Below are 26,138 nucleotides of genomic sequence, written 5' to 3'. Positions count from 1 at the left end.
CATCCGAGCGCCCCCTGGAGCCTCCCCCCAGGCGTTCTTGACAGTTCTCAGAGACCATGGGGTACTGCGGATGCGAAGGCCGGGCGGACCAATACGGGGGTGAGTCTCCTGCCGGAGCTGCGCTACCCCACTGTGACCGAACTGACTTTTTCCGTCCGGGCGTTGGCCGCGTTCCAGCCCGGCATGTGCGTGCTGCGGCAGGTGGGGGTCTCCCGTGCGGGCCGACCCCTGCACCTGCTGTCCGTGGGACACGCCCGACGGGCCGTGCTCGTCGTCGCGGGCGCCCACGCCAACGAGCCGACCGGGGGCTCGACACTGCTGGCGCTCGCCGAACGGGTCGTACAGGAACGGGAGCTGCGGGACGGAACGTCCTGGCACTTCCTGCTGTGCGCGGACCCCGACGGGGCGAGCCTGCATGTGACCCCGGCGCCACGCAGCCTGCTGGAGTACCACCTCGGCTTCTTCCGGCCCGCCGGTCCGGAGCAGCCGGAGTGGTCCCCCGCCGTGCTGCCGCCGGACCGGCTGCCTCCCGAGACGCGTGCGCTGACCCGGGTCATCGACGAGTTGCGGCCCTACCTGCAGGTGACACTGCACGGCACCGATCTGGGCGGCAGCTGGGTGCAGCTGACCAAGGACATCCCGGGTCTCGCCGAGCCGTTCGTCAAGTCCGCGGCCCGGTTGCACATCCCGGTGGAGACGGGCGCGTCCGACGCGGCGGGCTGGCCCGCGTCCGGTCCCGGCGTGCACGTGATGCCGGCCGCCGGCACGGAGGCGGCGTACCCGAGCATGCCGGACGACGCACGGCACAGCACCTGGTACCACGCCCATCGCTACGGCGGTCTGACCGCGGTGGTGGAGGTGCCGATGTGGGCGAGCGACATGGTGGACGACCCCGCCCCGCATCCCGCCCCGGCCGCGGCGATACGGCGGCTGGCGCGGCGGCTGCTGCGGGACACCACGGAGGTGGAGCGGGTGCTCGTCGAGGCGCTGCCGCGTCTGGAGGGCGTCGACGGGCCCCTGCTGCGGGCGGCGAAGTGGGCGCTGGAGCTGGTGCCCGGGCTGGCTGCGGACTGGACGGACACCCCGCCCGCCGACACGACGATGGCGTACGTCGGCAGCGTGGACGCCTTCGCCCGCCGGCTGCCCCTGCGAGCGGCCGCGATGCTGTGGCGGGTCCTCCAGGAGAGCGACGACCACGCCGCCCCGCGTCTGGAACAGCTCGTCGAGACCTGGAGCGACGCCTTCGCCTGTCGCTTCCGTGCCCGCTGGGTGCCCCTGGAGCACCAGGTCGAGCACCAGTCCCGCACGGTCGTCGCGGCGGCCCTGCACGCGCGCGAACGGGCGGCATGACGGGCGGGAAGACCGGCTCCGCGCAAGGCGCCGTGCCGAGCAGCCCGGCGGGCGGCACGGACGGGACGACGGACGGGACGACGGACGGGACGGTGGCCGCGGGCACGCGCGTGTGCCCGCGGCCGTCCGGGCCGCGTCAGACCTCGGGCACCTCCTGGTCGTCCAGGGCGAACACCGCCCCCGTCAGCGCCTCCCGCTCGCAGTCGTTGCCGAAGGTGCGCTCGTAGTCGACCGGGCGCCCGTTCCACTGCCCCTGCGCGCGGACCGTCACCGGCGCGTACATGAGCGGGCAGATGCGGCCGCCGTCCGCGGTGAGGGCGTCGACGTCGCCGTCGGCCCGCGCCAGGACGTCGCAGGCCTCCGCGGCACGGGAGTGACCCTGGGGCGGGTCGCACAGCAGCAGGGTGCCTCGGGTGTCGCTGGAGCGGGAGTCGCCGTGGGTGACGGTGAGCTGGAGCCAGTTGCCGGGCAGGGTGTCGTGGGAGGCCGCGAGGGCCGGGGCGGCGCCGACGGCGAGCAGGAGGGCGGCCGCGGCCGGGAGCGTGCGTCGGACGGCTTTCGCCGACCTGAGACAGGTGAGGAAGTACGTCATTCCCGATGCATCGGCACGGCCGGCCGCGCACCCCAGTCCGACTCACCCGAACGGGCACGGGCGGGCTCGGCGGCGTCCCGTCCGGCCAGCTCGAACGCGGCGAACACGACCCGTGCCTGGTACTCCGCCTGGCGCGCCACGGGTATCCAGCGCGCCCCGCACTCCTGCTGGTAGCCGGCGCACCACGCGTCGATGAGTGCGTCCAGCACCGGCAGCGCGCCGGCGGGGTCCCTCCCGGCCCCGGTGACGAGCTGGTGCAGCAGGCCCGCCGTCCGGACGGCGATCCGGCGGCCCGCGATGCGCAGGGCGGTCAGATGGGCGGTGCTGAGCGTCGGCAGCGGACGGGCGGAGTCGGCGGTGGCGGGGTCCCAGGCGTCCGCGAGACCGGGGCAGACCAGTAGATGGTCGTCGACCGGGGCGAGCAGCCGGGCCGCGTCGGGGGTGCCGGCGAGGTGGGGCCGCACCCGCGCGAGGATACGTTCCAGCAACTGTGCGTCATGGCGCAGGGAGGAGCTCACCGTCCGCAGTACCGCGTCCCGGTCGGCGGGCGGGGAGCCGTCCTCGACGGCGGCGACGCCCCACATGGGCGCCTCGACGACCGCGGTGACCGTGCCGTGCCGGTGCGGGTGGTACCAGGTCGACTCGACGGCGGCCTCGGTGATGGCGGCGGCCAGGTCACGCGGGCGCGGTGGCGGGATCCGGTAGACGGCGGGTGCCAGGCGCGGCCAGTACAGGGTGTCGTAGGGCCCGAGTTCGCGGGGGATGCCGAGCCGGGCGGCGGCGTGGGCGACCCGCCGGGAGAGTCCGGGCAGGTCGCGGGTGAGTTCCACGAAGGCGCCGCCGACGTCGACGCCGTGCAGCGAGCACTGGAAGAAGGGTCTCAGTTCGTCCTGGAGCCGGAGCAGCGCACGGGTCTCCGGCAGCGCGGCGGCGGCCGCGCCGTCGGGCAGCCACTCGGGCTGTTCGAGGAAGCCGGGCCGGAAGAAGTTGCGGAAGTAGCGGCCGAGGCTGTAGGGGCCGGTCAGCCAGCCCTCGTTGCGGCGCAGGCCGTCGGGGTCGAGGCAGAGCAGCAGGTTCCAGGTGGCGTCGGCGCCGACGGTGAGCCGCGGGTCGGCGAGGAGGCGTTCGGCCAGCCGCAGGACGGTGGCGCCGCCGACGGGCTCGTTGGCGTGCGGTCCGGCGACGACGAGGACCTGGCGGGCGCCTTGGCCGACGGAGAGCAGCCACAGCGGCGAGCCCGCGCGCGAGACCCCGACGCGGCGCAGCCGGACGTCCCCGGAACCACGGACGGCGAGCGCGGCCGCACGGGCCGCGAGTTCGTCCACGGTCGGGTAGCGGTGGAGGGGCGGCAGGGCACACCTCCCACAGGGCGGCGCCGTCGGTTCACCTGGTGTGTCTGGTGTACGCACAGTGAGTCATGGGCCGGGGGTACGTCAACACCGCGGTGCGCGTGGGGACTTGAGCGGACCGTGGCGACTCGGGCGGGCCTGGGGGTCCTGTCGGCACGCCGGGACGCCATGGTTCGACGGGTCGCATCCGGGCCGACGGGCCGACGGGCCGACGGCGCCCGGATGGGGCGGTGGCGGTCCGGTTCGGTCGGCGGGCGGCCCACGTGTCCGGAGGCCGGCGGGCCGGGCCGATGCACCGGCACGGCGGGCCGAGCCGGTGCGGCAGCGCGCCGGTCCGGGGTCGGTCCGGCCCGCGGGCGGGGCAGACCGGTCGGCGGGGCAGACCGGTCGGCGGGTCGGTTCGGTCGGCGGGTCGGTTCTGTGGGTCAGTTCACCGAGAGGCGGAACGCCATGCGGCCGAAGGCGACCTGGTCGCCCTCGCGGACCACGGCCGCGCCGATGACACGTCGCCCGTTGACGGTGGTGCCGTTGGTGGAGCCGAGGTCGCGCAGCACCCACATCCCGCTTTGGCGGCTGAGTTCGGCGTGCACCCGCGAAACGCTCTCGTGGGTCAGCCTGAGACCGCTCGCGGGGTCGCGGCCGATGCGCAGCGCGCTCTCGGTGCCGGGGTGCGGCAGCAGCAGCTTGGGCAGCCGCTCCGCCTGCCAGGCCCTGCGCAGCCGGACCGAGAAGCCGGAGACCGCCTCCACGGTGCCGAAGACGGCCCGCGAGAGGCGGCTCTCCCGGGGCAGGTCGGCGGTGAGGACGGCGAGCTCGTCGGAGCGGCGGGCGACGAGAGCCAGTTCCATGCGCCGGATGAACGTGTCGTGCGACAGTCGCCCCATGGCGGCGCCGTCACGCAGCACCTTCAGCGCCCGGTCGCGCTCCGCGTCCGACAACCGCGCGGGGTACGTGTTGAACTCGAAAGACGACGTCACGGTGCTGATTCTCGGTCAGCGGGCCCCGGGTGTCCAGAAGACGCGAAAACGCCCGGCCCGCCCGCATGCCGCCAATGGGAGTGTTCCAAAAGCGGATTGATCTCGGGTGGAGCACGATGGAGGCGACGGGCTACATCACGGTGAGCAGACGAAGGGGAACCGTCCGTGCAGTTCGAGGTGTGGGCACCGCAGGCCGAACGTGTGACGCTCCAGTGCGACGGCGTCACCCGCGCGTTGGAGCGCGATCCGGAGCGGGCGGGGTGGTGGACCGGTGAGGCGGAGGCCGCGGACGGCACGCGGTACGGGTTCGCGGTGGACGACGGGCCCGTCCGCCCGGACCCCCGCTCGCGCCGTCAGCCCGACGGCCCGGACGGGCTGAGCGCGGTCGTCGACCAGGCTCGCCACGAGTGGCGTACGCAGTGGTCCGGCCGACCGCTGCCGGGCGCGGTCCTGTACGAGCTGCACGTGGGCACGTACACCCCCGAGGGCACGCTGGACGCGGCCGCGGAGCGCCTGGGTCACCTCGCCGAACTCGGTGTCACCCACGTCGAGTTGATGCCGTTGTGCGCGTTTCCCGGCCGGCACGGCTGGGGTTACGACGGGGTGTCGCCGTGGGCGGTGCACGAGCCGTACGGCGGTCCCGAGGGGCTGAAGCGGTTCGTCGACCGGGCCCACGCGCTCGGTCTGGGCGTCGTCCTGGACGTGGTGCACAACCACCTCGGCCCGTCCGGCAATTACCTGCCCGTGTTCGGCCCGTACTTCACCGAGACGCACCACACGCCGTGGGGCGCCGCCATCAACCTGGACGCGCCCGGCTCGGACGAGGTGCGCGCCTATCTGGTCGGCAGCGCGCTGGCCTGGCTGCGCGACTACCGGCTCGACGGACTGCGGCTGGACGCGGTGCACGCGCTGGCGGACACGCGCGCGTGCCACTTCCTGGAGGAGCTGTCGACGGCGGTGGACGCCCTCGCGGCGGAGACCGGCCGGCCGCTGTTCCTGATCGCCGAGTCCGACCTGAACGACCCGCGGCTGATCACACCTCGCCCGGCCGGCGGTCTGGGCCTGCACGCGCAGTGGAACGACGACTTCCACCATGCCCTGCACACCGCGCTCACCGGCGAGTCCCAGGGCTACTACGCCGACTTCGCGCGCGCCCCGTTCGACGCGCTCGCCAAGACCCTCACCGGCGGCTTCTTCCACGACGGCAGCTACTCGGGCTTCCGTGGCCGGCACCACGGCCGCCCGCTGGACCGCACCCGCCTGCCCGCGCACCGGCTCCTCGGGTACGGCCAGACCCACGACCAGGTCGGCAACCGCGCCCAGGGCGACCGTCTCTCGGCGTCCCTCTCCCCCGGCCTGCTGGCCTGCGCGGCCGCGTTGACGTTGACCGCGCCCTTCACGCCGATGCTCTTCATGGGCGAGGAGTGGGCGGCGGGCACGCCCTGGCAGTACTTCACCGACCACACCGACCCGGAGCTCGCCGAGGCCGTACGGCGGGGCAGGCGGCGGGAGTTCGCGGCGCACGGGTGGGCCGAGGAGGACGTGCCCGACCCGCAGGACCCGGCGACGCGCGAGCGCTCGTGCCTGGACTGGTCCGAGCCGGAACGCGAGCCCCACGCGCGCGTGCTGGCCTGGTACCGCGAGCTGATCGCACTGCGGCACGCGACCGCGGACCTCACCGATCCGGATCTGGCCGACATCAAGGTCGCCTACGACGCGCAGGCCCGCTGGCTGGCGTTCCGGCGCGGTGACGTCCGGGTGGCCGTCAACCTCGGCAAGGAGCCGGCCGCGATCCCCCTGGGCCCGCGTCCGGCCCGCGTCCTCGCCACCTGGGATCCGGTGGACGTGCCCGGCCGGGACGGGCTGCTGCATGTGCCCGGCGAGTCGTGCGTGGTGCTGGAGCAGGACTGAGGGCGGCCCGGTGGAGAGAGCGCCGTCTCTTCGCTCAGCCCTTTCTCCCCGGGTCCCCTCACTCCTCTTCGTCCGTCCCGTCCTCGCTCTCCTCACGGAACTCCGTCGCCCGCTCCAGCAGGATCGCCTCCCAGGCGCGTCCCAGCCGGACCCGTGGGAGGGTGAGCGCCTCGGCGTCGTGCGGGCCGGTGGTGCGGCGGTCGAGGCGTTCCGCGAGACGGACGACGGTGTCGCAGCGGGCGAGCCACAGGCCACGCAGGCAAGGACGGGCTCCGTAACCGGCGAGGGTGGCGGCGCGGACGGCGGCGCCGGAGCCGACGGCGAGGGCGAGCCCGGCGATGTCCTCGGCGGGATCCCCGAGGACCGCGCCGGTCCAGTCGAGGACACCGCGCACCCGGCCGTCGGCGCTCACCACGAGGTGCTCGCCCCGCAGGGCGTGGTGGACGAGCACGGCGGTGCCGGGCTGGGCGGCGAGCTGGGCAGCGCCGGTCGAGGTGAGCTGGTGGAGGCGGGCCGGGTCGAACTCGTCGGCGCGGGCGAGGCGTCCGGCGGCGGCCACCGCCATCCGCCGCAGCGCCTCCAGCGAGCGCGGGGCGGTGCGCGGCACACCGAGCGCCTCGGCCTGCCGGGGCGGCACGTCGCGCAGCCCCCGGAGCAGTCCGGCGAGGTCGGCCTCGCCGACGGCCGACACGTCGTGCTCCTCGGCGGTGCCGCCGGGCACCTTGGTGTCGAGGGTGTACATCAGTCCGGGCGACCACTCGCCGTGCGCGACGCTGGTGGGTACGGCGACCGGAACGTGCGGGCGGACGAGGTCGCGCAGCCGCAGTTCGCGGCGGCGGCGCAGGGACGTCTCACGGTCCGTCGCGAGACGCAGCACGTAACGGGTGCCGACCCACCAGGTGGCGGGCGAGCCGCCCGCGGCCACGGGCCGGACCTCGGGCCCGGAGCCGCCCGCGCCGCCCTCGTCGAGGAGCGCGCGGACCAGTCGGCGGACGGTGTCCGCGGTGGGTGTCGGTGCCTGGGTCATGGTCGCGCCGTTGCCGTTCGGATGGGTGCCGGGAACTCCTGGAGGCGGGTCAGTCCACTATGACCAGCTCGCGGGTGGTGTCGTTGAGACGGCGGCCGCCGTCCTCGGTGACGGTGACGATGTCCTCGATGCGCACGCCGAACCGGCCCGGCAGATACACCCCGGGCTCCACGGAGAAGCACATGCCGGGCACGAGCGGCCGCTCCTCGCCCTCGATCATGTACGGCGGCTCGTGCGTGGTGACGCCGATGCCGTGGCCGGTGCGGTGGATGAAGTACTCCCCGTAGCCGGCGTCCGCGATGACCGCGCGGGCGGCCCGGTCGACCTCCTGGCAGGCGACGCCCGGCCGGACCGCCCGGAAGCCCGCCTCCTGGGCCTCGCGCACGAGGTCGTGGACCCGGCGCTCCTCCTCGGTGGGTTCGCCGACGTGCACGGTGCGCGAGGTGTCGGAGCCGTAGCCGTCCTTCAGGCCGCCGAAGTCCAGGACGACCATGTCGCCGCGTTCGATGACCCGGTCGCCGACCTCGTGGTGCGGGTTGGCGCCGTTCGGCCCGGAGGCGACGATGGTGAAGTCGACCTGGGAGTGCCCGTACCGGCGCAGCAGCCCGGCGAGGTCGGCGCCGACCTCCGACTCCCTGCGCCCGGCGAAGGGAGCCTTCCGGATCTCCTCGAACGCCCGGTCCGCGGCGGCTCCGGCGGCCGCCATCAGCTCCAGCTCCGCCGCGTCCTTGACGGCGCGCAGCATCGGCAGGGCCTCGGTGAGCGAGGCGTAGGAGGTGGCGGGCAGGGTCTTCTGCAGGCCCAGCAGGTGCATCGCCCAGGCGTTGTCGCTGATCCCGAAACGGCCGCCCTCGTCGAGGAGGGCGGCGGTGGCGGCGTAGGGGTCCTTGCCGTCGGTCCAGTCCCGCAGGGTGAGCGCCGGGGCGCCGGCCGCCTTGCCGGCGTCGGGGGCCTCCAGCGTCGGCACGACGAGGACCGGGTCCCGGCCGGGGGCGAGGACGAGCAGGGTGAGCCGTTCGGTGGCGGCGGGGGGCGCGTAGCCGGTGAGCCATACGAGGTCGGGTCCGGGCGCCACGAGGAGTCCGGCGAGGCCGGCGTCGGCGGCCTCGCGCGCGGCCCGCTCCATCCGGGCCCGGTAGTCGTCGGCGGTGAAGGGCGCGGTGGCGGTGCCGGTCATCCGGGCCTCCCAGACAGGACGTGGCGAGTGACGTGTGACGGACGTGGTGACGCTGACGTGATGGCCACGGGCAGCATCCTGCCCGTACGGCGGGGGTCGCGCGAGCCGGTCGACGGGTTTCGGGCGGGTGAGGCCCGGGTCTCGGCCGTCCAGGGCCATCCGCGGGCCGAGGAGCGGCAGGACGCCGCGGGAGACCCGCTCCGGGCGGCGGCGTGCCCCGGCCGGGGACAGGACGGCCCTCGTCCGGCCCACGAGCCACACGTACAGACCGTGGCGACCGGCCTCGTGGACCGCCCGGAGCGCGGCGAGCCCCGCCGTGGCCGGCAGGTGCGGGGCGGTCTCCGGCACGGACTGCGACCAGGAAGGACAGGGCGAAGAAGGCCGCCTTCGGGTTGGCGGGGTGCAGCAGCGGCCCGCGCCGGCAGGAGGCCCGGCCGCCCTGCTCGACGGCCTTGTCGGCCTTCCCGGGCGCCCGAACCCTCGTCGCGGCCGTCCTGGCCGGTGGTCTGCCCGGCGGGGCCGAGGGCCGGCGGTCCCGCGGTGCGGGCGGCCGCGCCGGGACCCGCTCACGTGACGACGCCGGGCCTCACCGTCAACCTCCCGTATCCACCACCTCGATGACGCACCGTCAGTGCGACCTCCCTGCCGGGGCGGGCCTCGTCGACCGCCCGCGCGAGGTCCGCCGCCGAGTCGATCCTGGTGCCGCCGAACTTCAGCAGGACGTCGCCGCGGACCAGACCCGCGGTGTGGCCGGGGCCGGGGATGTGGACGGCGACGATCTCGGCGCCGGTCGCCTCCGCGTCCACGGCCTCCAGGCCCAGGGTGGCGTCCGGCGGGCGCGGGGACGCGGTGGCCGCCTCGGATGAACCGGATGAACCAAATGAACCGGACGCCCCGTCCGGGGTGGCCGAGCGCGGGCGGCCCGGCGTGGGCGCGGCGCCCGGTGCGCCCGGCCCGGTCTGCCGCTGGAGCTCGGCCAGTCTGCTCATGCCGATCACGGTCGCCCCCACGGTGCCGAGTCCGACGCCGGACAGGACCAGGACGGTGCCGGCGAACAGGCCGAACAGCAGGGTCGTCAGCCGTCGGCCGCGGCGGCGCGCGGCGTGCGGGCGCCGGCCCTGGTCGCCCGGCCCGGCACCGCCGCCGGGCTCGGATCCGGGCATGGGCTTGGGACGCAACGCTGTCTGTTCCATGGATCGCCTCCGGCTGGTGCCCTACCCGGCGCATCGGCGCACCACGAGCCACGAACGAGTGAGACTGACCCAGGTCCAGGAGCGGTACCGGTCGGCCGCACCGCAGGTCACGGGCCGGTTGACAGCGCCTCCACCAGCGTCCGGGCCGCACCCGACAGCGCACCCGCGTACACGAGTTCGATCCGGTGGACGACCCGAGGCCGGTTGGCCCCTCCCGCCACCTCGACACCCTGCGCGCCCGGGGCCCGCGATTCTCCGGCCACGACGAGAGCGGCCAGGTGCGGATCGCGAACTGCCGGGCCGCCCCTTCTTCCTGGCCTCCCTCTTCCAGCCGGAGCTGTCCGGCGACGGCTCGCGCCCGCACCCGATCGTCCGGGCACCGGCGCGAACCGCGGCCGAACACGCCTCCCGCAAGGAGCGTCAGCCGGAGGAGAGCGCCGAGACCGACAGGTGCGGGACGGGCGGCGGCGCGAGGTCCGGCAGGAAGCCGTGGGTGCGGCGGGCCAGGTACGCGGACTTGTAGCGGTCGACCTCGCGGTGCCAGTTCAGGATGCCGGCCAGCCAGTTCTGAAGGTCGGCGACATAGTGCCCCATCGCCTCGCGTGCCTCGGGCGAGAGGTCGAAGTCGTCGTAGAGGACCGGCAGTTCGTGCGCGACGACATGCTCGAACTGCCGCATGCGCTGGGTCATCAGGTCATGGACGATGCCGAGCCCGGTCGGGTAGTCGCAGCCGAAGAAGTTCTGCACGACGAGGATCGCGTTGTGCATCTCGCCCTCGTACTCGATCTCCTTCTGGTACGAGAAGACGTCGTTGGTGAGGCACGCGTAGTCGACGGCGGCGTTCTCCAGCGCGCGGACGACACCGCTGCGGTAGACCTCCGGTGGCACGGCGGGGCCCTGGCCCATACGGCACAGGCTCAGCGTGAGGTCGGAGCCGAAGGTGGCGCGGCGCATCTCCAGGTAGTCGACCGGGTCGGGGACGCGGTTCTGGAGCTGGTTGGACAGCTCCCACACCCAGCTCTCGGTCATGACGTCGACCGCCTCGCGCAGGGTGCGCCGCTGGTCGGGGGTCATGCCCGCGGTGGTGCGCAGCCACAGGTCGATCAGGCCGCGTTCCATGGCGTTGGCGGGGACGACGGGCGCCGCCTCGCCGTCTACGGGCATGCAGGCGGACAGCCGGGCCGTGGTCAGGCGCGCGGCGGCCAGGTCGCGGCGATTGCCGAAGACGAGCGGGTAGTAGTCGTCGCCGTAGGTGCCCCAGGCGAGCCACTGGGCGCTGAGGTCGAGTTCCTCCGCGGTGGCGTCCGGGTCGAGGCCGGCCGAACACAGCGGGAGGTCGTAGGCGGCGAGTTTGTCCTCGTCCCAGACGCCCTCCTGCAGGATGCCCATCCGGTGCGACCAGGCCGTCAGCCGTGGGCGGCACGCCTCCAGGTGCGGGCTCAGCTCCACCTGGAAGGGCATGTGGAAGTCGGGCAGCAGCGACGGGCCGACCTTCTGATGCGGCACGTGCGCGTACGCCCGCAGCCTCCCCCACCGCCCGGAGGGCGTGGGAGGCGCCCCCATGGCGGCCGAGGCGAGCAGCGCGCCGACGTCGGCGGCGGAGGTGCCGGGACCGGTCAGCCGCTGCCAGGGCGCGTCGGAGGTGGCGCCCTTGTTCATGTACCGGCTGGAGCGCATGTGCCACTCGTGGCCGCCGGACTGCCAGTCCTGCAGGCCCTTGGTGTACGCGGCGACCGCGAGGACCTCGTCGGGCGTGAGGCCCCTCTCCAGGGCCACCGCGGGCACTTCGGTGAACGCGGTGTGCTCGAACTGGTGGAGGCGGGAGGTGAGGATGTCGTTGACGGTGTCGGCGGCCTCCTGGGTGGTGCAGCCGAAGAACGTCTCCAGGACGAGCACGCCGTTGCTGTTCTCGCCCTCGTCCTCCACCTCGCGCTGGTAGGAGAACAGGTCGTTGCGCAGGTGCACGGCGTCGGAGAACGTCTCCATCAGCACCCTGAGCGGCCTCGACCCGGCGACGGCGGAGGGGACTTCGGCGGTCGCGTACTCCACGAGCCCCGCCGACCAGGGCGCGCCGCCCACCTTGCGCCGCATCTCGATGTACTCGACGGGGTTGGCGATCCGCCCCTCGTTGATGTTGGACAGCTCCCACATCGACTCGTTGAGCAGGTGCTCCGTCGCCACGGCGAAACGACGCCGCCAGTCCAGCGACATGTCCGGCACCGTGCGCGTCCACAGGTCGGCGAGGCCCGCCTCGACCGGGTTGCGCGGCTCGGGCACGGGCGTCGACAGGTCCAGCGGCATGAACAGCGGCAGCCGGTCCAGGTGCGCCTTGCCGGCGGCCCGGTCCGGGGTGCGCTTGAACATGTCGAGGAAGTGGTCGTCGAAGAAGAACACCCACACGTACCAGTCGGTGATCAGCGACAGCGCGGGACCGTCGCAGTCGGGGTGGGTGTAGGCGCAGAGCAGGCCGTAGTCGTGCGCCTCCAGGTCGGCCTGCTCCCAGATCCCGGACCCCTCCAGCATGCCCATGTCGCGCGCCCACTGCGTCGAGTGGGCCCGCGCCTCCTCGACGTGCGGGTTCAGGCGCGCGGGGTGCGGCATGTAGAAGTGCGGGAGTTCGAACGGTTGCGTCATGGCCGGGCCCTACCCGGGGGTCCGTGCCGCCATCCGCGGGGCGACACATGATCACACCATCGCGTGAATCGGGCGGGAAGCCCTGAACCGCACGGGACTTGACGTATCCGTCGCCGGGGCCCGCACCGCCACCTGCCCGATCGTCGGCGATGTCGTCGGTCAGCGCCGTCGACACGGGGGGACCACGGCGGGCGCTCCGGTCGCGTTCGCCCGGCAGTTCGGTGCCCGCTCGGGGCCCTGCTCGGCAACCCCGACGACCTCTTCGCGCGGCCGCCCCGCGGGTGTCACTCCCGTACCTGGATCAGCGCGTGCGTTCCTCCGGTGCGCCAGCGCTGCCCCTCGGCGGCGACCAGGGCGGCCTCGGTGCCGGCCTCCAGGCCGGTGATCACGTCGGACTTCAGGGTGCGAAGCGCCGCGACCGGGCCGGGGAAGTAGGCGGTGACATCGGCGAACGGGGTGGTCGGGCGCCACCGGCTGTCGCCGACCAGACGACGGTAGTTGAGGTCGCCCTTCACGATCGTCAGGGAGGCCGCGGCGAACTCGGCCCGCAGGTCGTCCGGCATCGCGGCGTAGGGCAACGGGGCGGCGGAGAAGGGATGGGCCCGCACCGTGAGGGTGCCGTCGGCCATGGCCGCCCAGAGCCGCCGGCCGAAGTCGGCGGCCGCCCCCCGCGCGGCCGTCAGCTTCCTGAGCGCGTCGACGACATCGGCCGTGGTGGCGTCGGAGACGTAGTACGGGTACGGCTTGACGTGCAGGACGACGCGGCCGCACCGCCCGCTCGCGAGCAGGTGGGCGGCCAGGAGGAGATCCGGGATCAACTCCCGACCCGCGTTGTCGGCGACCAGGCACAGGGTGCCTGCACCGCTGCTGGTGCTGGTGCCTGTACTGGTACCGGTGCCTGCGCCTGCGCCGGTATCGGCCCATGTACCGGCACCGGTACGGGAACCGGTTTCCGTACCTGTATCCGTATACGTGTCCGCGACCGGCAGCAGCGACCAGAGCGTCTCGCTGTCGTCGGCGACCAACCCCGTCACGGCGGCCCGCTTCTCCGCCTCCACGTCGGACAGCCGGAACCCGAGGTCGGCACGGTTGCCCCAGAGGGACCCGTGCAGGAGCGCGCGGGCCCGTTCCTCGACCGGGCGGCCGTCGAGGGTGTCGAGCACGGCCAGTTCCTCGTCGGTCTCGGGCGCGTCGAGCTCGGCGAGCTTGAAGGGACGGAACGGGTCGATGCCCCGCCAGGGTCCAGGACCGAAGTAGCCGACAGTGTCGAGGAGTCGGCGATAGAAGTAACTCTCCGACCACAGCCAGGGGACGTCGAACCAGGATCGGCCGACGTACGCGTCGAGACCCCAGGTCCGCCACCGGTCACGGTCGGGCGCGCCGGCAAAGAGCGGTTCGATCACGCCCTTGGTGCAGTTGTCCAGCAGCGCGTCCAGACTCCGGTGGATGTCGGGACCGTAGGGGAACGCCTCCCGCACCTGCCGGATGATCGCCGGATGCCGTTCGGCCAGGACGCCGTGGGGGAACGAGCCGGGTTCGTCGCCGAGGATCACGGGCGGCGCGGGGGTGTCGGACATGCGGCTCACCGTATCCCGGGGGCGCACCGCGCGGGCCGACCGTCACCGGCACCACGGCCGCGCGCCACGAGCCCCTCACACCACCGCCATGATCTCCCGCTCCAGCCGTGCCGCGAGGCTGAGATAGCGCGGTCGGCGCGGTACCGGCACCAGGCCGCGGATGAGGACGTGCCACATCTCGGCCATCCGGCGGGGCAGTCGGCCGACGGGTTCCCGGGTGCGGCCGACGACCCGGGTGCCGACGAAGAAGCAGACCAGGGAGTGCGCCACGACGTCGACATCGACGTCCGGATGGATGTCGGACTCCTTGAGCGCGCCACCGAGCCGCCGGGAGATCAGGTCCAGCAACTCCGCGAAGGGGTGCGGCAAGGGCGGCCGGACCGCCACTCCCCCCGTGGCGAGCCGCAGGCCGGCCCGGGTGATCGGGCCTTCGACCGACAGCCGCGTCAGGGCGAACGTCAGGCGCATCAGGGCTTCGAGCGAGGCGTAGCCACGGTCGTCGATCTCGCCGGCGATCCGGCGTGAGGCCGAGGACTGCAACTCCATGATGGCGTGCGCCAGATCCTCCTTCGCCGCGAAGTGGAAGTAGAGGGCGCCCTTGGTGACATGGGCGTGCTCGACGATGTCACTGAGGCTTGTCGACTCGTAGCCGTGCCGGTCGAACAGGTCGGCGGCGGCCGTGATGATCGTCGTGCGGGTCTGTTCGGCGCGTAACTGCCTCGCCATCGACTGGTACTCTCCCGGGCCGGTAACGAACGGGTCATGCCGTTTTTTCTTACTCCCCGTACACAATAGCTCACGGTACGGCTGTAGTGGCCACGGGAGTGACAGACCGCCGACGCCCCCTGCTCTCAACCGACTTGCACGCCATCGCCGGACTATCGGGGAAGCCTCCCACAGAGAACGTACCGGAGGCATAATCGAGCCTGACTCAAAAGAGACGGGCTGTGCGGTTTCCGCTTGTGAGCGCCTTGCGGGCAGGGTCCCGGAACGCCCGAGCGACACGTGTAACCGCATACCGAGGCTTCCACGGCACCCTGCGGAGCACACCTCTCGGGCGGCATTCATGTGCGAGGCGGCCGGTTTGTTTTCCGGGGAAACGGCTGGAAACACACAGGTAACCCATCGCCGCCGAGGGGAGTTTGCCGATCGCACCGGAGCCGGCCCACGGCGCCGCACGGAAACAGGCCGAAAACATGCTGAAACACGCCGAGACGGGCCTCGCCGGAAACAGGCCGGAACAGACGAGGGCGGGCCGGCCGGTGTCCCTCCACACCGGTCGGCCCGCCCTGTCGTCGAAAGCGGCGAGAGGCGAGTTGCCTCAGAACGTCAACTGCCAGCTGTTGAGCTTGCCGGTGTCCTGCGCCGCGGTGTCCTGGACACGCAGCTTCCAGGTGCCGTTGGCGGTTTCACCGGAGGCGTTCACCGAGTAGGTGGTGCTGACGTTGTCGGCGGAGTCCGAGGAGCTCGCCGCCTTCAGCCGGTAGGCGGTGCCGTCGGGCGCGACGAGGTCGATCACCAGGTCGCCGCGGTAGGTGTGGGTGATGTCGACGCCGACCTTGAGGGCGGCCGGGGCATTTCCGGAGCGGCCGCTGACGGCGATCGAGGACTCGACGGCGGATCCGTTGTCCGGGATCGCGACCGCGGTCGTGTTGGTGAAGGTGGTGCCCCCCGTGGAGCCGCCGGAGCCGCTCACCGCCTGCACCGTCCTGGCCGCGTCCGCCAGACCCGCGCCGCAGCCACCGGAGCAGGCGCCGGGCAGCGCGCGGGCGTTGTTCTTGATGGCCGCCTCGATCTGCGCGGGGGTCAGCGTGGAGTTCGCCGACTTGACCAGCGCGACCAGGCCCGCGATGTGCGGGGTGGCCATGCTGGTGCCCTGGTAGTAGGCGTACGACTCGCTCGACGGCGTCTTGGTGCCGGAGTTCAGGGTGGACAGGATGCCGTTCGCGGTGCCGGTGCTGGTCTGGCCGCCGGGCGCCGAGATGTCCACGAGGGAGCCGTAGTTGGAGTAGGACGCCTTGGCGCCGGTGCGGTTGGTCGCCGCGACCGAGATGACGTTGTCGCAGTTGCCCGGCGAGTGGTTCGCGACGTTGTCGCTCTCGTTGCCGGCGGCCACCACGACGGTCGTGCCCCGGTTCACGGCGGCGGTGACGGCGCTCTGGGTCGCCGAGGTGCAGGCGCCGTCGCCGCCCAGGCTCATGTTGATGACCTTGGCGACGCTGGAGTTGGCGGGAACACCGGAAACGGTGCCGCCGGACGCCCAGGTGATCGCGTCGATGATGTCGGAGTCGTAACCGCCGCACTTGCCGAGCACCCGGACCGGCGAGATCTTCGCACCGTACGCGATGCCCGCGACACCCTTGTTGTTGTTCGTGACGGCGGCGATGGTGCCCGCCACGTGGGTGCCGTGCCAGGAGGAGTTGCTCGCCGGGACGCCCGAGCCGCACTCGCCCGCGGCGTAGTAGTCGCCCGGGTCGGCCGGGTTGCTGTCGCGGCCGTCGCCGTCGACGGAGACCGCGGTGTCGGCGATGAAGTCGTAGCCGCCGACGATGTTCGCGGCGAGGTCGGTGTGCGCGACGTAACCGGTGTCGATGACGGCGACGGTGACACCGGTGCCCGTCGAAGTGGTCCAGGCGCCCGGCACGTTCATACCGGCGGTGGACTCGAAGAGGTCCCACTGCTTGGTGTACTCGGTGTCGTTCGGGTCGGCCTTCGGCTTGTTCAGCCGGTCCGGGACGACATAGGCGACCTGCGGGTCCGCCCGGTACTGGGCGACCACGTCGGCGACATCCGCCTTCGTGAGGTCGTCGCCCAGGTCGACCAGGGCGGCGCCGGTGCCGAGGCGGCGCCGGAAGTCGACGTCCTCGCCGGTCTTCTCACCCTTGGCGGCGGCGTCGGCCTCGGCGGCCGGGTTCGACCTGGCCTCGGCGGCACCGGACTTGTAACCGACGATGAGGCGCTCGGCAGGGATGCCGGGCGCGGCCTCGGTCTGGGCGGCGGGGACGGCGGAACCCTGGGAAACGGTTTCCTGGGCGGCGACGGCCGAGGCCGTCGAAGCGGCGGTGAGCAGGGCCGCGGAGGCCGCGGCGACGGATATCAGTTTCCGTCTCAGGACGGGTGAGGTGCGCAAGGGCGTGCCTTTCGTAACCGACTCCGGGCAGGGCGGAGCGGCGGTCGATTCGCTTCGGAGGGGAAGCGGCGGGGGGTGCATCGAAGAGCAGCGCGAAAGGCCGGCCAGGCGCGGGAACCGACCCCGTCGGGGTTACCTGTGGGTCGGCTGTGCAGGAACGATAGGCAAAGGATCAGTCATCCGGATACAGGGGAAACCCTTGATCCGGCCAAAAACAAACCCTCGACGCAACAGATCGGCCAACTGGCGCCCGATTTGATCGTGTCCGTACGGCGTGACAGCCGTCGGACGACGCACTGAACGCGCCGGACCGGATTCCCGTACTGACTGCAGACCGTTCCCGCGCCGGCCGAGGAGACGTCCCCGATGCCCCGCACGACCGCACACCGCACCGCAGCTCTGGCGACCGCCGCCGTGAGCCCGCTCCTGCTGGGCCTGTGGGCCGCCGGACCGGCCCAGGCGCACGGCGCCCCCACGAATCCGGTCAGCCGGGTGTTCGCCTGCTCCCCCGAAGGCGGAGCCGACGCGCTGACCGCGGCCTGCCGGGCGGCCGTCGACGCAAACGGCACGTCTTTCGCCGCGTGGGACAACCTGCGGGTGGCCAACGTGAACGGCCGCGACCGGCAGACCATCCCCGACGGACAGTTGTGCAGCGGTGGCCTGTCCGCGTACAAGGGACTCGACCTCGCCCGCGCCGACTGGCCGTCGACCCGGCTCACCCCGGGCGGGACACTGCGCATGACGTACGCCTCGACGATCGCGCACACCGGCACGTTCAAGCTGTATCTGACGAAGCCGGGATACGACCCGTCGAAGCCGCTCACCTGGTCCGACCTGCCGACGAAACCGTTCGCCGAGGTCAAGGATCCCGCGCTGACGGACGGCGCCTACCACCTCACGGCGAAGCTGCCGGCCGACCGGTCAGGACGCCAGATGCTCTACACGATCTGGCAGAACAGCAGCACGCCGGACACCTACTACTCGTGTTCGGACGTGGTGTTCCCGGAAGCGGTTTCACAAAGCAAGCCGGAGAGCAGCCCGGCGGCGAAGACGCCCGCTTCGGCCACGCCCTCGGCGTCCGCGCGCACGACGCCGAGCTCACCGTCCGCCGCTCCGTCGGTGGCGGCCGCGTCCGGCGCCGCGCCCGCCCAGGCCGCCTCGGCCGGTCCCGAGAGCACTCCGGTGGCGTCCACCACCGGGGCCGGCTCCGGGCCGTCCGCACCCATGCTGGCGGGCGGCGCCGCGGCGGTGTTGGTGCTCACCGGCGGCGCCGCCCTCGTCGTGCGTCTGCGTCGACGCTGAACCCCGTTCGCACAGGGCTCAGTTGCGCGTCGACCGATCAGCCGCGCGGACGGTGTTCAGTTGTCGGTGCCGGTGTTCAGTTGACGGTGACGGCCGCGCCCGCGTCGGTCACCGGGGCGTACTTGGCGGTGAAGAAGCCGTTGGCGAAGCAGAGCGACGAGCCGGACGACTTGGTGAACTGCTGGCTGGTGAAGGTGATGCTGTTGTCGGCGTTGCTCGCCGAGCCGGTCAGGCTGGGCGCCTGGTAGACGCAGTTGATGCTGCCCAGCAGGGTGCGCAGCACGACCGTGGTCTGGATGGTGGAGCCGCTCGGCGGGGTCACGGTGACGGTGCCGTCGGAGGCGACGCTCGTGGTGTAGGACAGGTTGTTGACCGTGATGCTGGTGACGCCGAGCACGCCGACGACGTTCGCGGTGCAGCTGCCGAAGGTGTGCGCGGTGAGCGACTCGGTGGCGGTGCCGGGCGCGGCGGGGTTGTCGGTGACGGTGGCGCTGAACCCGGACGCGGCACAGGAGACGCCGCTGGTGCCGGTCGCGCTGGAGTACAGCGTGGCGGCCGTGCCGCTGGCCAGGGAGGCGTTGAGGACGTCACCGACGGCGACGTCGCCGTTGGCGGTGGTCAGCACCGCGCCGGCCGCGGAGGCCGGGGTGACGGCGGTGAGCGAGAGGGCGGCGACAGTACCTGCGAGGGCGAGGAGGGAGCGGGAGCGCAGCATGCGGGTGCCTCTTTCTCAAGTGGGGCTTTTTTTGGGGGGATTGGCTGGTGGGGGATGAACCGGCGCGTCGCTGGTCGCGACAGAGGGGGGACGCTGATCGGCGTCCGCCGCCGCCGGCCCGTGACGCCTTCTCCGTACGTGACGGACCGGCAACGGCGGCCGGCCGGTGACCGGTCGGAGGCACTGGCGAGTGACTCCGACCGGGCCGGGCGGGGAGGGGCGACCGGTCGCGGCCCGCCGGGGGAAGCGGCCGTGCCGGTGCCGTAGGGGGATCGAGCTCGGGACCGAGTGGCCCGTACTGGCTGAAAAGCGTCCGGGAGCGCGGCGGTGTCGCCGCGCTGCGGATCCGGCGCCACGGATCCCGGCTGAGCCAGGGAGAGTTGTAGACCTGATGGTCAGTCAACGTCAAGGCTCTGCAACAAAGTTGACGGTCCGACAGATATATGCGGGAGGCACACGCGGCATACGGTCCGCGGGCGGCACATAATGAACACTCTTTTTCCACATCTCCCTTGACCGGATGGTGTAACCATCGGTAACTTCCTCGTCGGCTACTGCTGCGTAACCAGAAAGCCCTTGCGGTTTCCGGGAGTCGCGAGGGGGCGTGCGCGGCAGCCGCTGTCCGCGCCAGGACAACGTGCCACTGAAGCCCAACCCGCATGACCAAGTGCATGGGAGCAGACATGGCCTCGTCCCCGGACGTCAATTCGTCCGCCGACCACACCCCCGAGAACCCCGAAAGCGGTTCCGCAGCGAGACGCGGCCGGGTCCGGCTGCGCCGGGCCGCCGTCATGGCGGTGCCCGCCACCTTCATCGCCGCGGGGCTCGCGGTCCTCACCGCGCAGGGCGCCCTCGGCGTCCAGTTCGCGATCTCCGGGATGCCCTTCGTCGTCACCGCCGACCGGCTCGACGGTGAGGGGTTCGCCCAGTTCGGCGGCCTGGACAACATGATCGAGAACAGCCCCAACCAGGGCGACACCGGCGGCCAGGTCCTGGTCGTCACCTCGGTCGTGAAGAACGGCAAGATCACCAACATGTGCCAGAGCGTCGACCTCGGCGGCATCCAGCTCATCCTCAGGGCCGGCGGCGGATCCACCCCGGTGAGCGTGAAGAACCTGGCCATCGACTCCGACGAGATCTCGGGCGACGCCGAGTTCAACAACATCGAGATCGGCCGCGACTCCAGCACCTTCGACAAGGTCCCGATCCAGGGTCCGGCGGGCGTCTACGGCCAGCAGGCCGACACGGTCGTCATCAAGAACCTGTATCAGCACAACTACGCGGCCACCGCCGCCGTGTTCAAGCTTCCCGGCCTGAAGATGAGCTTCTCGAGCGAGGGCTGCAAGTAATGACCTCCACCCAGTGGCGGGACCGCTTCAGGGAGTGGAGAGGCCACCGGCCCTTCGCGGGCGGCGTGCTGCTCGTCCTGGGCGGCGCCGAGATACTCGTGACCATGAAGGCGCCGCTCCCGGTGATCCTTCATGTCGGTATGCAGGGCTTGGCGGGCTATCTGCTGCCCACCCTGATGGTGGTCTGCGGTCTGCTGATCCTCTTCAACCCGACCCAGCGGCTGTTCTACTCGATCATCGCCATCCTGCTCTCCCTGGGCACCTGGCTCACCTCCAACATCGGCGGCTTCGTCATCGGCCTTCTGATGGGTGCCGTGGGCAGCAGCCTGTCCTTCGGCTGGCTGCCCGACCAGGAACCGCGCCAGAGCCGCCGGCAGCGGCGCAAGGAGACGCTGACGGAACGGACGGCCGAGTCGGTCCGGCAGGACGGCCCGCTGCCCGGAGCGGGGAAGCCCGCCTGACCCGCGGCCCTTCGCGGACCTGACGCGCGGACGGGACTCACTGCCGTACGTCACTTCACCGGCGGGGCCGGGACGACCTGCACACAGCAGGCCGCCCGGCCCCGCCGGTTTCGTCGCCCCGCCACCGCACGTCATTCGAACAAGTGACTTGGGAACTTCTTTGCCGCCGCGACGAGTTCAGCGGAAGATCACTGCAATGGGTTCGAGGCAATGGGTTCGGCGTGAAGGAGCGACAGCGGCATGGTGTTCAAACGGCTGCTCGGGGCGATCGGCGTAGGCGGCCCCTCGGTGGACACGGTGCTCGACGGCGAGGCGGTAATGCCCGGTGGGGCACTGTCGGGTCAGGTCCGGCTGCGGGGCGGCGGCGCGGCCGTGGAGATCGAGGAGATCGGCCTGGAGCTGCTGGCACGCGTCGAGGCGGAGCATGAGGAAGGCGAGAGCGAGGGCACCGTCGCCTTCGAGCGGTATGTCGTCGGCGGGGGCTTCCTGCTCGATGCGGACGAGGAACGCAGTGTGCCGTTCTCGGTCACGGTGCCCTGGGAGACGCCGGTGACCGAGCTGTACGGGCAGCCGCTGGGCGTCGTCCTCGGCGTACGCACCGAGCTCGCGGTGGCGGACGCCCGCGACCGGGGCGACCTCGACCCGCTCGTCGTCCGTCCCCTGCCCGTGCAGGAGGCGGTCCTCGAAGCGCTCGGGCAGCTCGGGTTCGGCTTCCGCTCCGCCGACCTGGAGCACGGCCGTATCGGGGGCACGGGTCAACGGCTGCCGTTCTACCAGGAGATCGAGCTCACCCCGCCCCCGCGGTACGCGCACACGGTGAGCGAGATCGAGCTGACCTTCCTCACCACCGCGTCCGGCCTGGAGGTCGTGCTGGAGGCCGACAAGCGAGGCGGCCCGCTCACCCCCGGCCATGACGCGCTGACCCGCTTCACCGTGCGCCACGAGGACGTGCCCGTCCTCGACTGGAACAGCGAGGTCGACGGCTGGATCCGCAGACTGGCCGAGCACCGGGAGGCGTACGGCGCGCAGGCGTACGTCCACTCCGCGCCGCATGCCGACCACTACGCCGTCCACGGCTCCGGCCCGGGTGCGGGCGCGGCGGGCGCGGCGGGCGCGGCGGGACTGGGCGCGGGATTCGTCGGCGGCATGGTCACGGCCGAAGTGGTCGACGAGATCGGTGACTTCTTCGAGGGAGAGGACGAAGACGAAGCGGAGGAGAGCGAGGAGGACTAGGAGGTACCAGGAGGACCAGGAGAGCCGGGAGGACCGGACGGACCAGGAGAGCCGGGAGCAGGGCGAAAAGAGCCGGCGGGGAACCGGGGACGAGGGACGCGGACATCGCGATGCACGGGGCGGTGTCCCGCGATCCCCGAACCACGCACACGGATTGACGATCAGTCAATTCAACTGCGGATATGCTCCTTTCGGTCCTCGCCGTACGGTCCCGGATCACAATGCGGCAGCAGCGCCTCACCCCACGTGGTTGCTCACTTGACTCCCAGCGGTCACACACGGTTGGCTCCGAGCCAACGAATGCCTCTCGCCGGTGCACACCCCTCGCTCCGGCGACGCTCGCCCCGTCCTCCCTGCTCTGCCGCACAGCGAGGTGCAGCCCCCCATGAACACTCCCCTCCCCGCTCCCTCCGCTCCCGCTCCCCTCGGACCCGTACGCCTCAGCGCCCTGGCCGCGGCCTGCTGCCTCCTCCTGCTGACCGGCTGCTCCGGCACCACGTCGTCCGGTTCGGACATGGACGCGGCCGGCGGCTCGGCCGACCGCATCAAGATCACCCTGGTCACCCACGGCGCCGAGGGCGACGACTTCTGGGAGCTGGTACGCAAGGGCGCCGAAGCCGCGGCCGCCAAGGACGGCGTCGACCTGACCTACGCCAGCGACCCCGACGCCGCCGGCCAGGCCGAGCTGGTGCGGGACGCGATCAGCGACCGGGTCGACGGCATCGCGGTGACCCTCGCCAAACCACAGGCCATGAAGAATCCGGTGGCCCGGGCCAAGGCGGCCGGCATACCCGTGGTCGGACTCAACTCGGGTATCGACGCGTGGCGTTCGGCGGGACTTCTGGAGTACTTCGGCCAGGACGAGAGCGTCGCGGGCCGCGCCGTCGGCGACAAACTCGACGGCCTCGGCGCCAAGCACGCCCTGTGCGTCATCCACGAACGGGGCAACATCGCCCTGGAGGCGCGCTGCGCGGGCGTGAAGAAGACGTTCACCGGCGAGACCGAGATGCTCTACGTCGACGGCACGGACATGGACGCCATGACCGCCGCCGTCGCGGCACGACTGCGGCAGGAACCCGACATCGACGAAGTCATCGCCAACGGCGCGCAGTTCGCCCTCGCCGCGGTGCAGGCGACCGGGAAGGCCGGCAGCAAGGCCAAGGTCGCCACCTTCGACCTCAACAAGGACCTGGTCACAGCCGTCCGTGACGGCAGCGTTCAGTTCGCGGTGGATCAACAGCCCTATCTTCAGGGTTACCTGGCCGTCGACGGGCTCTGGCTCCACAAGACCAACGGCAACCTCAGCGGCGGCGGGGTGTCGCCCGTGCTGACGGGTCCGGCCTTCGTCACGAAGACCAACGTCGCCGAGGTCGCCCGCTTCGCCGCCGCCGGCACCCGCTGACCGAACCGTTTCCCCTGGCCCCCGCTCCTCCCCCTCCCCCGCTGATCGCTCTAGGACGACTATGTCTCCACGGACAGGTGCCCGGCGCCGACGTCTCGGCTCCATACGTCTCTCGCTGATCCTGCTGGCCCTGGTGCCCAGCGTCACCCTCGCCGCCATGTGGGGTGTGACGACGACCCAGATGTTCGCGGAGGGGCTGCGACTGCGCGCGCAGACCGAACTGAGCCGGTCGACCGGTGCCATGGGCACCGAGGCGACGCTCATGCTCCAGCGGGAGCGCAGCCTGTCCGCCGTGTGGCTGGCCTCGCGGCCCGCCGGCTCCCGGGCCGCGCTGGAGGCACAGCGCGAGAAGACGGACGCGGCGGTCGCCAAGCTCGTCGCCCGGTCGGACGACATCCAGCAGGCGTCCGACCGCGTCAGGGACCGGATGTACTCGGTCGTCGCCTCCGTGGGCAGCCTGGAGTACTACCGGGGCCAGGTGGACGACCCCGTCGACATCACCGCCGCCCAGGCACTGGACCAGTACACGTCGATCATCGACGACCAGATCCACGCCTTCCAGGAGCTGTCCCAGGTCGACGACGGCGACCTCACCTCGCAGGCCGGACCGCTCGTCGCCCTGGAGCACGCTGCCGAACTGGTCTCCGAGGAGGACCTCCAGATCACGCTCGCCGGGCCCCGGCAGCGGATGGACGAGAAGACCTGGGCGGAGTTCGCCCAGTTGGTGAACACCCGGCGCTGGCTCGTGCAGGACCAGATCGTCCCCTCACTCACCGGCACCGCGAAGACGCAGACCGAGAAGATCCTGACGAGCTACCAGTGGCAGATCCTGGAGTCCGTGGAGGACAAGGTGCTCGCGGCCCGCGCGAAACAGGGCGAAAACGGTGACATCGCGTTGCCGGACGTGCAGAAGCAATGGCGTGCCGCGCTCATCGACGTCTCCGACCAGTACTCGGGGCTGATCCGGCTGCAGACCACGGCGCTGCTCCAGCACAGCGCGGACGAGGCGCGCGAGCTGCTCATCACGGCCGCCTCGCTCAGCGCCGGCGGTCTCGTCGCCCTGCTGCTGTGCGTCGGCATGTCCTGGCGTATCACCCGCTCGCTGTCCCGGCGGCTGCACGGGCTGCGGATGGCCACGCTGAGCCTGGCGCACGAACGGCTCCCGGACGTCGTGGCCCGGCTGGACCGGGGCGAGACCGTGGACGTGGACTCGGCGGCCCCTCCCCTGGACTACGGCGGCGACGAACTCGGCCAGGTGGCAGCGGCGTTCAACACCGCGCAGCGCACCGCCGTGCACACCGCGGTCGAACTCGCCGACACCCGGCGCGGTTTCCAGAAGGTCATCCTGGGCATCGCCCGCCAGAGCCAGAACCTGGTCAACCTGCAGCTCAGCAAGCTCGACACACTGGAGCGACGGCACCAGGACCCGGACGTCCTCAACGGACTCTACGAACTGGACTCCACGGCAAGCCAGTTGCGTCGCTATGAGGAGAACCTCGTCATCATCAGCGGTGGCCGGCCGGGGCGCAGCTGGACGGAGCCGGTGGCGCTGATGGACATCCTGCGCAGCGCCGTCGGAGAGGTCGCCGAGTACCGGCGGGCCGAGGTGCACACCGAGGAGGACGTGTACATCGCGCCACCCGCCGTGGCGGACGTGATCCATCTGCTCGCCGAGCTGATCGACAACGCGACGTCCTACTCGCCGGCCCCCAGCCCGGTCGGCGTACGGGCCGCTCTGGTGGCCAGAGGCCTGGCGATCGAGGTCGAGGACCGGGGCCTCGGCATGTCCGAGGAGGACTACGCCTCGTTCAACGCGCAGTTGGCGGTCCCGCCCCAGTTCGACGTGGTGGCGCTCGCCGACGACCTGCGGCTGGGCATGTTCGTGATCGCCCAGCTGGCGACCCGGCACGACATCGCCGTCACCCTGCGCTCGTCACCGTACGGCGGGACCACGGCGATCGTGCTGGTCCCGCACGACATCGTGGTCCGCGAGGCCCCCGGTCAGCCGGCCCCGGCGGCCGAGGACCCGACCGGGCCGGCGACCGCCGGATCCCCCTCCCCGGCCGCGGACCTCCCGTCACCTGCGCGGGACACACCGGACGCGGCGCGGGAGCACAGCCGGTCGGGCACCGAATCGGCTGCGTCGCCCTCGCCCGCAACCGCCCGCGCTGCGGCACCCGACTCGTCGGCCCCATCGGCCGGTAGACGGGACCCGGCACCGAGCAGAGCGGTCTCGGAAGGCCTCGCGCCGGACTCGCCCGTCCCGGCCGAATCCCCGTCCTCGACGGACGTCGCGTCCCCGGCGGGCGACTCTCCCCTTCCCGCGGACGGCGTGACGGCCCCGGCCGGTGCGTCCGCCCCCGGGCCCGCCGCGTCGGACGCAGCGGGCCGTGGGGGGCTCCGGGCGGGCGGGGTGGCGACCGCCACGGCCCGGACCCCGGGTACGGCCGCGCGGCCCGAAGGTCTCACCCCGTTGCCCCGCAGGGTCCCGCAGACCAGCCTCGCCACCGAGTTGCGCGAGGACTCCACGTCCACCGCGGCCGTCGAGGAAGACGGTTACCCGGACGACTTCACCGCGGAGCGCGCGGCCTCTTCCCTCGCCGGTTTCCAGCGAGGCACGCTGCGAGCACACGCCGACGCCGACCTGTGGCCCGACGACCCGCAGGAAACATCCACCGAGGAGGCCCCCGGCCCGCCGGTCACCGCCGCGAGCACCTCCCAGACCCCGACACCGCCCGCCGACCGCTCATGAAGGACTT

The 26,138-nt window shown here is 72.3% G+C and carries 20 protein-coding genes and 1 pseudogene; 9 read left to right on the top strand and 12 right to left on the bottom strand.

Features of this window, described 5'->3' with window-relative positions:
- Positions 1 to 99: 99 nt before the first annotated feature.
- Entirely contained in the window at positions 100 to 1,350 is a 1,251-nt protein-coding gene (locus QQM72_RS32165) for a M14 family zinc carboxypeptidase (RefSeq protein WP_314224351.1), read from the top strand.
- 136 nt (positions 1,351 to 1,486) lie between these two features.
- On the opposite strand, the gene QQM72_RS32160 is transcribed toward QQM72_RS32165, so the two are convergent.
- From QQM72_RS32160 to QQM72_RS32150, 3 genes are all read right to left on the bottom strand, one after another.
- Positions 1,487 to 1,942 carry a subtilase-type protease inhibitor gene (locus tag QQM72_RS32160; protein WP_314224350.1) on the bottom strand — a complete coding sequence of 152 codons (456 nt, stop codon included), beginning with the start codon at positions 1,940 to 1,942 and terminating at the stop codon, positions 1,487 to 1,489.
- Positions 1,939 to 3,267 carry a M14 family zinc carboxypeptidase gene (locus tag QQM72_RS32155; RefSeq protein WP_314224349.1) on the bottom strand — a complete coding sequence of 443 codons (1,329 nt, stop codon included), beginning with the start codon at positions 3,265 to 3,267 and terminating at the stop codon, positions 1,939 to 1,941. Before QQM72_RS32155 ends, QQM72_RS32160 begins: the two co-directional genes overlap by 4 nt.
- A gap of 449 nt (positions 3,268 to 3,716) precedes the next feature.
- Complete coding sequence (locus QQM72_RS32150) at positions 3,717 to 4,268, bottom strand: DUF1707 and FHA domain-containing protein (protein WP_314224348.1); 552 nt, start codon at positions 4,266 to 4,268, stop codon at positions 3,717 to 3,719.
- Positions 4,269 to 4,433: 165 nt separating this feature from the next.
- On the opposite strand from QQM72_RS32150, the gene treZ reads away from it, so the two are divergent.
- On the top strand, positions 4,434 to 6,179 hold the full coding sequence (gene treZ, locus QQM72_RS32145; RefSeq protein ID WP_314224347.1) for a malto-oligosyltrehalose trehalohydrolase: 1,746 nt from the start codon (positions 4,434 to 4,436) through the stop codon (positions 6,177 to 6,179).
- A gap of 58 nt (positions 6,180 to 6,237) precedes the next feature.
- Here the strand turns inward: treZ and QQM72_RS32140 are convergent, their stop codons facing one another.
- From QQM72_RS32140 to QQM72_RS32125, 4 genes are all read right to left on the bottom strand, one after another.
- Positions 6,238 to 7,206, bottom strand: coding sequence for an aminoglycoside phosphotransferase family protein (locus QQM72_RS32140; RefSeq protein ID WP_314224346.1), 969 nt, complete (start codon positions 7,204 to 7,206; stop codon positions 6,238 to 6,240).
- Between the two features lie 49 nt (positions 7,207 to 7,255).
- Positions 7,256 to 8,383, bottom strand: coding sequence for an aminopeptidase P family protein (locus QQM72_RS32135; protein WP_314224426.1), 1,128 nt, complete (start codon positions 8,381 to 8,383; stop codon positions 7,256 to 7,258).
- 566 nt (positions 8,384 to 8,949) lie between these two features.
- Entirely contained in the window at positions 8,950 to 9,576 is a 627-nt protein-coding gene (locus QQM72_RS32130; protein ID WP_314224345.1) for a PDZ domain-containing protein, read from the bottom strand.
- A gap of 107 nt (positions 9,577 to 9,683) precedes the next feature.
- Positions 9,684 to 9,839 (bottom strand): hypothetical protein, encoded by a 156-nt coding sequence (locus QQM72_RS32125; protein WP_314224432.1) that lies wholly within the window; start codon positions 9,837 to 9,839, stop codon positions 9,684 to 9,686.
- On the opposite strand from QQM72_RS32125, the pseudogene QQM72_RS32120 reads away from it, so the two are divergent.
- Positions 9,783 to 10,099 (top strand): annotated as a pseudogene (locus QQM72_RS32120) (hypothetical protein); the annotation flags it as partial. The gene QQM72_RS32125 and the pseudogene QQM72_RS32120 overlap by 57 nt on opposite strands.
- On the opposite strand, the gene cyc2 reads toward QQM72_RS32120, so the two are convergent.
- The 4 genes from cyc2 to QQM72_RS32100 all read right to left on the bottom strand — a co-directional run bounded on the left by cyc2 (position 9,997) and on the right by QQM72_RS32100 (position 16,917).
- Positions 9,997 to 12,210, bottom strand: a complete 2,214-nt coding sequence (gene cyc2 / locus QQM72_RS32115; protein WP_314224344.1) for a germacradienol/geosmin synthase Cyc2 — start codon at positions 12,208 to 12,210, stop codon at positions 9,997 to 9,999. The pseudogene QQM72_RS32120 and the gene cyc2 sit on opposite strands and share 103 nt — an antisense overlap.
- A 284-nt stretch (positions 12,211 to 12,494) precedes the next feature.
- Positions 12,495 to 13,787 carry a damage-control phosphatase ARMT1 family protein gene (locus tag QQM72_RS32110; protein ID WP_314224343.1) on the bottom strand — a complete coding sequence of 431 codons (1,293 nt, stop codon included), beginning with the start codon at positions 13,785 to 13,787 and terminating at the stop codon, positions 12,495 to 12,497.
- Between the two features lie 75 nt (positions 13,788 to 13,862).
- The gene (locus QQM72_RS32105; protein ID WP_314224342.1) at positions 13,863 to 14,513 is read right to left on the bottom strand and encodes a ScbR family autoregulator-binding transcription factor; all 651 of its coding nucleotides are present in this window, start codon (positions 14,511 to 14,513) and stop codon (positions 13,863 to 13,865) included.
- Positions 14,514 to 15,108: 595 nt separating this feature from the next.
- Complete coding sequence (locus tag QQM72_RS32100; RefSeq protein ID WP_314224341.1) at positions 15,109 to 16,917, bottom strand: S8 family peptidase; 1,809 nt, start codon at positions 16,915 to 16,917, stop codon at positions 15,109 to 15,111.
- 366 nt (positions 16,918 to 17,283) lie between these two features.
- Here QQM72_RS32100 and QQM72_RS32095 point away from each other — a divergent pair, with 366 nt between their 5' ends.
- The gene (locus QQM72_RS32095; RefSeq protein WP_314224340.1) at positions 17,284 to 18,219 is read left to right on the top strand and encodes a lytic polysaccharide monooxygenase auxiliary activity family 9 protein; all 936 of its coding nucleotides are present in this window, start codon (positions 17,284 to 17,286) and stop codon (positions 18,217 to 18,219) included.
- A 76-nt stretch (positions 18,220 to 18,295) separates the two neighbouring features.
- Here the strand turns inward: QQM72_RS32095 and QQM72_RS32090 are convergent, their stop codons facing one another.
- Positions 18,296 to 18,931, bottom strand: coding sequence for a Tat pathway signal sequence domain protein (locus tag QQM72_RS32090; protein ID WP_314224425.1), 636 nt, complete (start codon positions 18,929 to 18,931; stop codon positions 18,296 to 18,298).
- A 686-nt stretch (positions 18,932 to 19,617) separates the two neighbouring features.
- Between QQM72_RS32090 and QQM72_RS32085 the strand changes: the two genes are divergently transcribed.
- The 5 genes from QQM72_RS32085 (at position 19,618) to QQM72_RS32065 (ending at position 26,131) form a co-directional block, all read left to right on the top strand.
- Complete coding sequence (locus QQM72_RS32085; protein ID WP_020125291.1) at positions 19,618 to 20,283, top strand: DUF6230 family protein; 666 nt, start codon at positions 19,618 to 19,620, stop codon at positions 20,281 to 20,283.
- Positions 20,283 to 20,744 carry a DUF6114 domain-containing protein gene (locus QQM72_RS32080; RefSeq protein ID WP_314224339.1) on the top strand — a complete coding sequence of 154 codons (462 nt, stop codon included), beginning with the start codon at positions 20,283 to 20,285 and terminating at the stop codon, positions 20,742 to 20,744. The genes QQM72_RS32085 and QQM72_RS32080 overlap by 1 nt, the downstream gene beginning before the upstream one ends.
- A gap of 240 nt (positions 20,745 to 20,984) precedes the next feature.
- The gene (locus QQM72_RS32075) at positions 20,985 to 21,977 is read left to right on the top strand and encodes a sporulation protein (protein WP_314224338.1); all 993 of its coding nucleotides are present in this window, start codon (positions 20,985 to 20,987) and stop codon (positions 21,975 to 21,977) included.
- A 385-nt stretch (positions 21,978 to 22,362) separates the two neighbouring features.
- Positions 22,363 to 23,379: a substrate-binding domain-containing protein gene (locus tag QQM72_RS32070; RefSeq protein ID WP_314224337.1), complete on the top strand. Its 1,017-nt coding sequence runs from the start codon at positions 22,363 to 22,365 to the stop codon at positions 23,377 to 23,379.
- A 61-nt stretch (positions 23,380 to 23,440) separates the two neighbouring features.
- The gene (locus QQM72_RS32065) at positions 23,441 to 26,131 is read left to right on the top strand and encodes a sensor histidine kinase (RefSeq protein ID WP_314224336.1); all 2,691 of its coding nucleotides are present in this window, start codon (positions 23,441 to 23,443) and stop codon (positions 26,129 to 26,131) included.
- Positions 26,132 to 26,138 lie beyond the last annotated feature (7 nt).

This window comes from Streptomyces zaehneri (assembly GCF_032248645.1).
Lineage (GTDB): Bacteria > Actinomycetota > Actinomycetes > Streptomycetales > Streptomycetaceae > Streptomyces > Streptomyces coriariae.
Note: the sequence above shows the minus strand (reverse complement) of the source record. Positions and strands in the feature narration are given on the sequence as shown.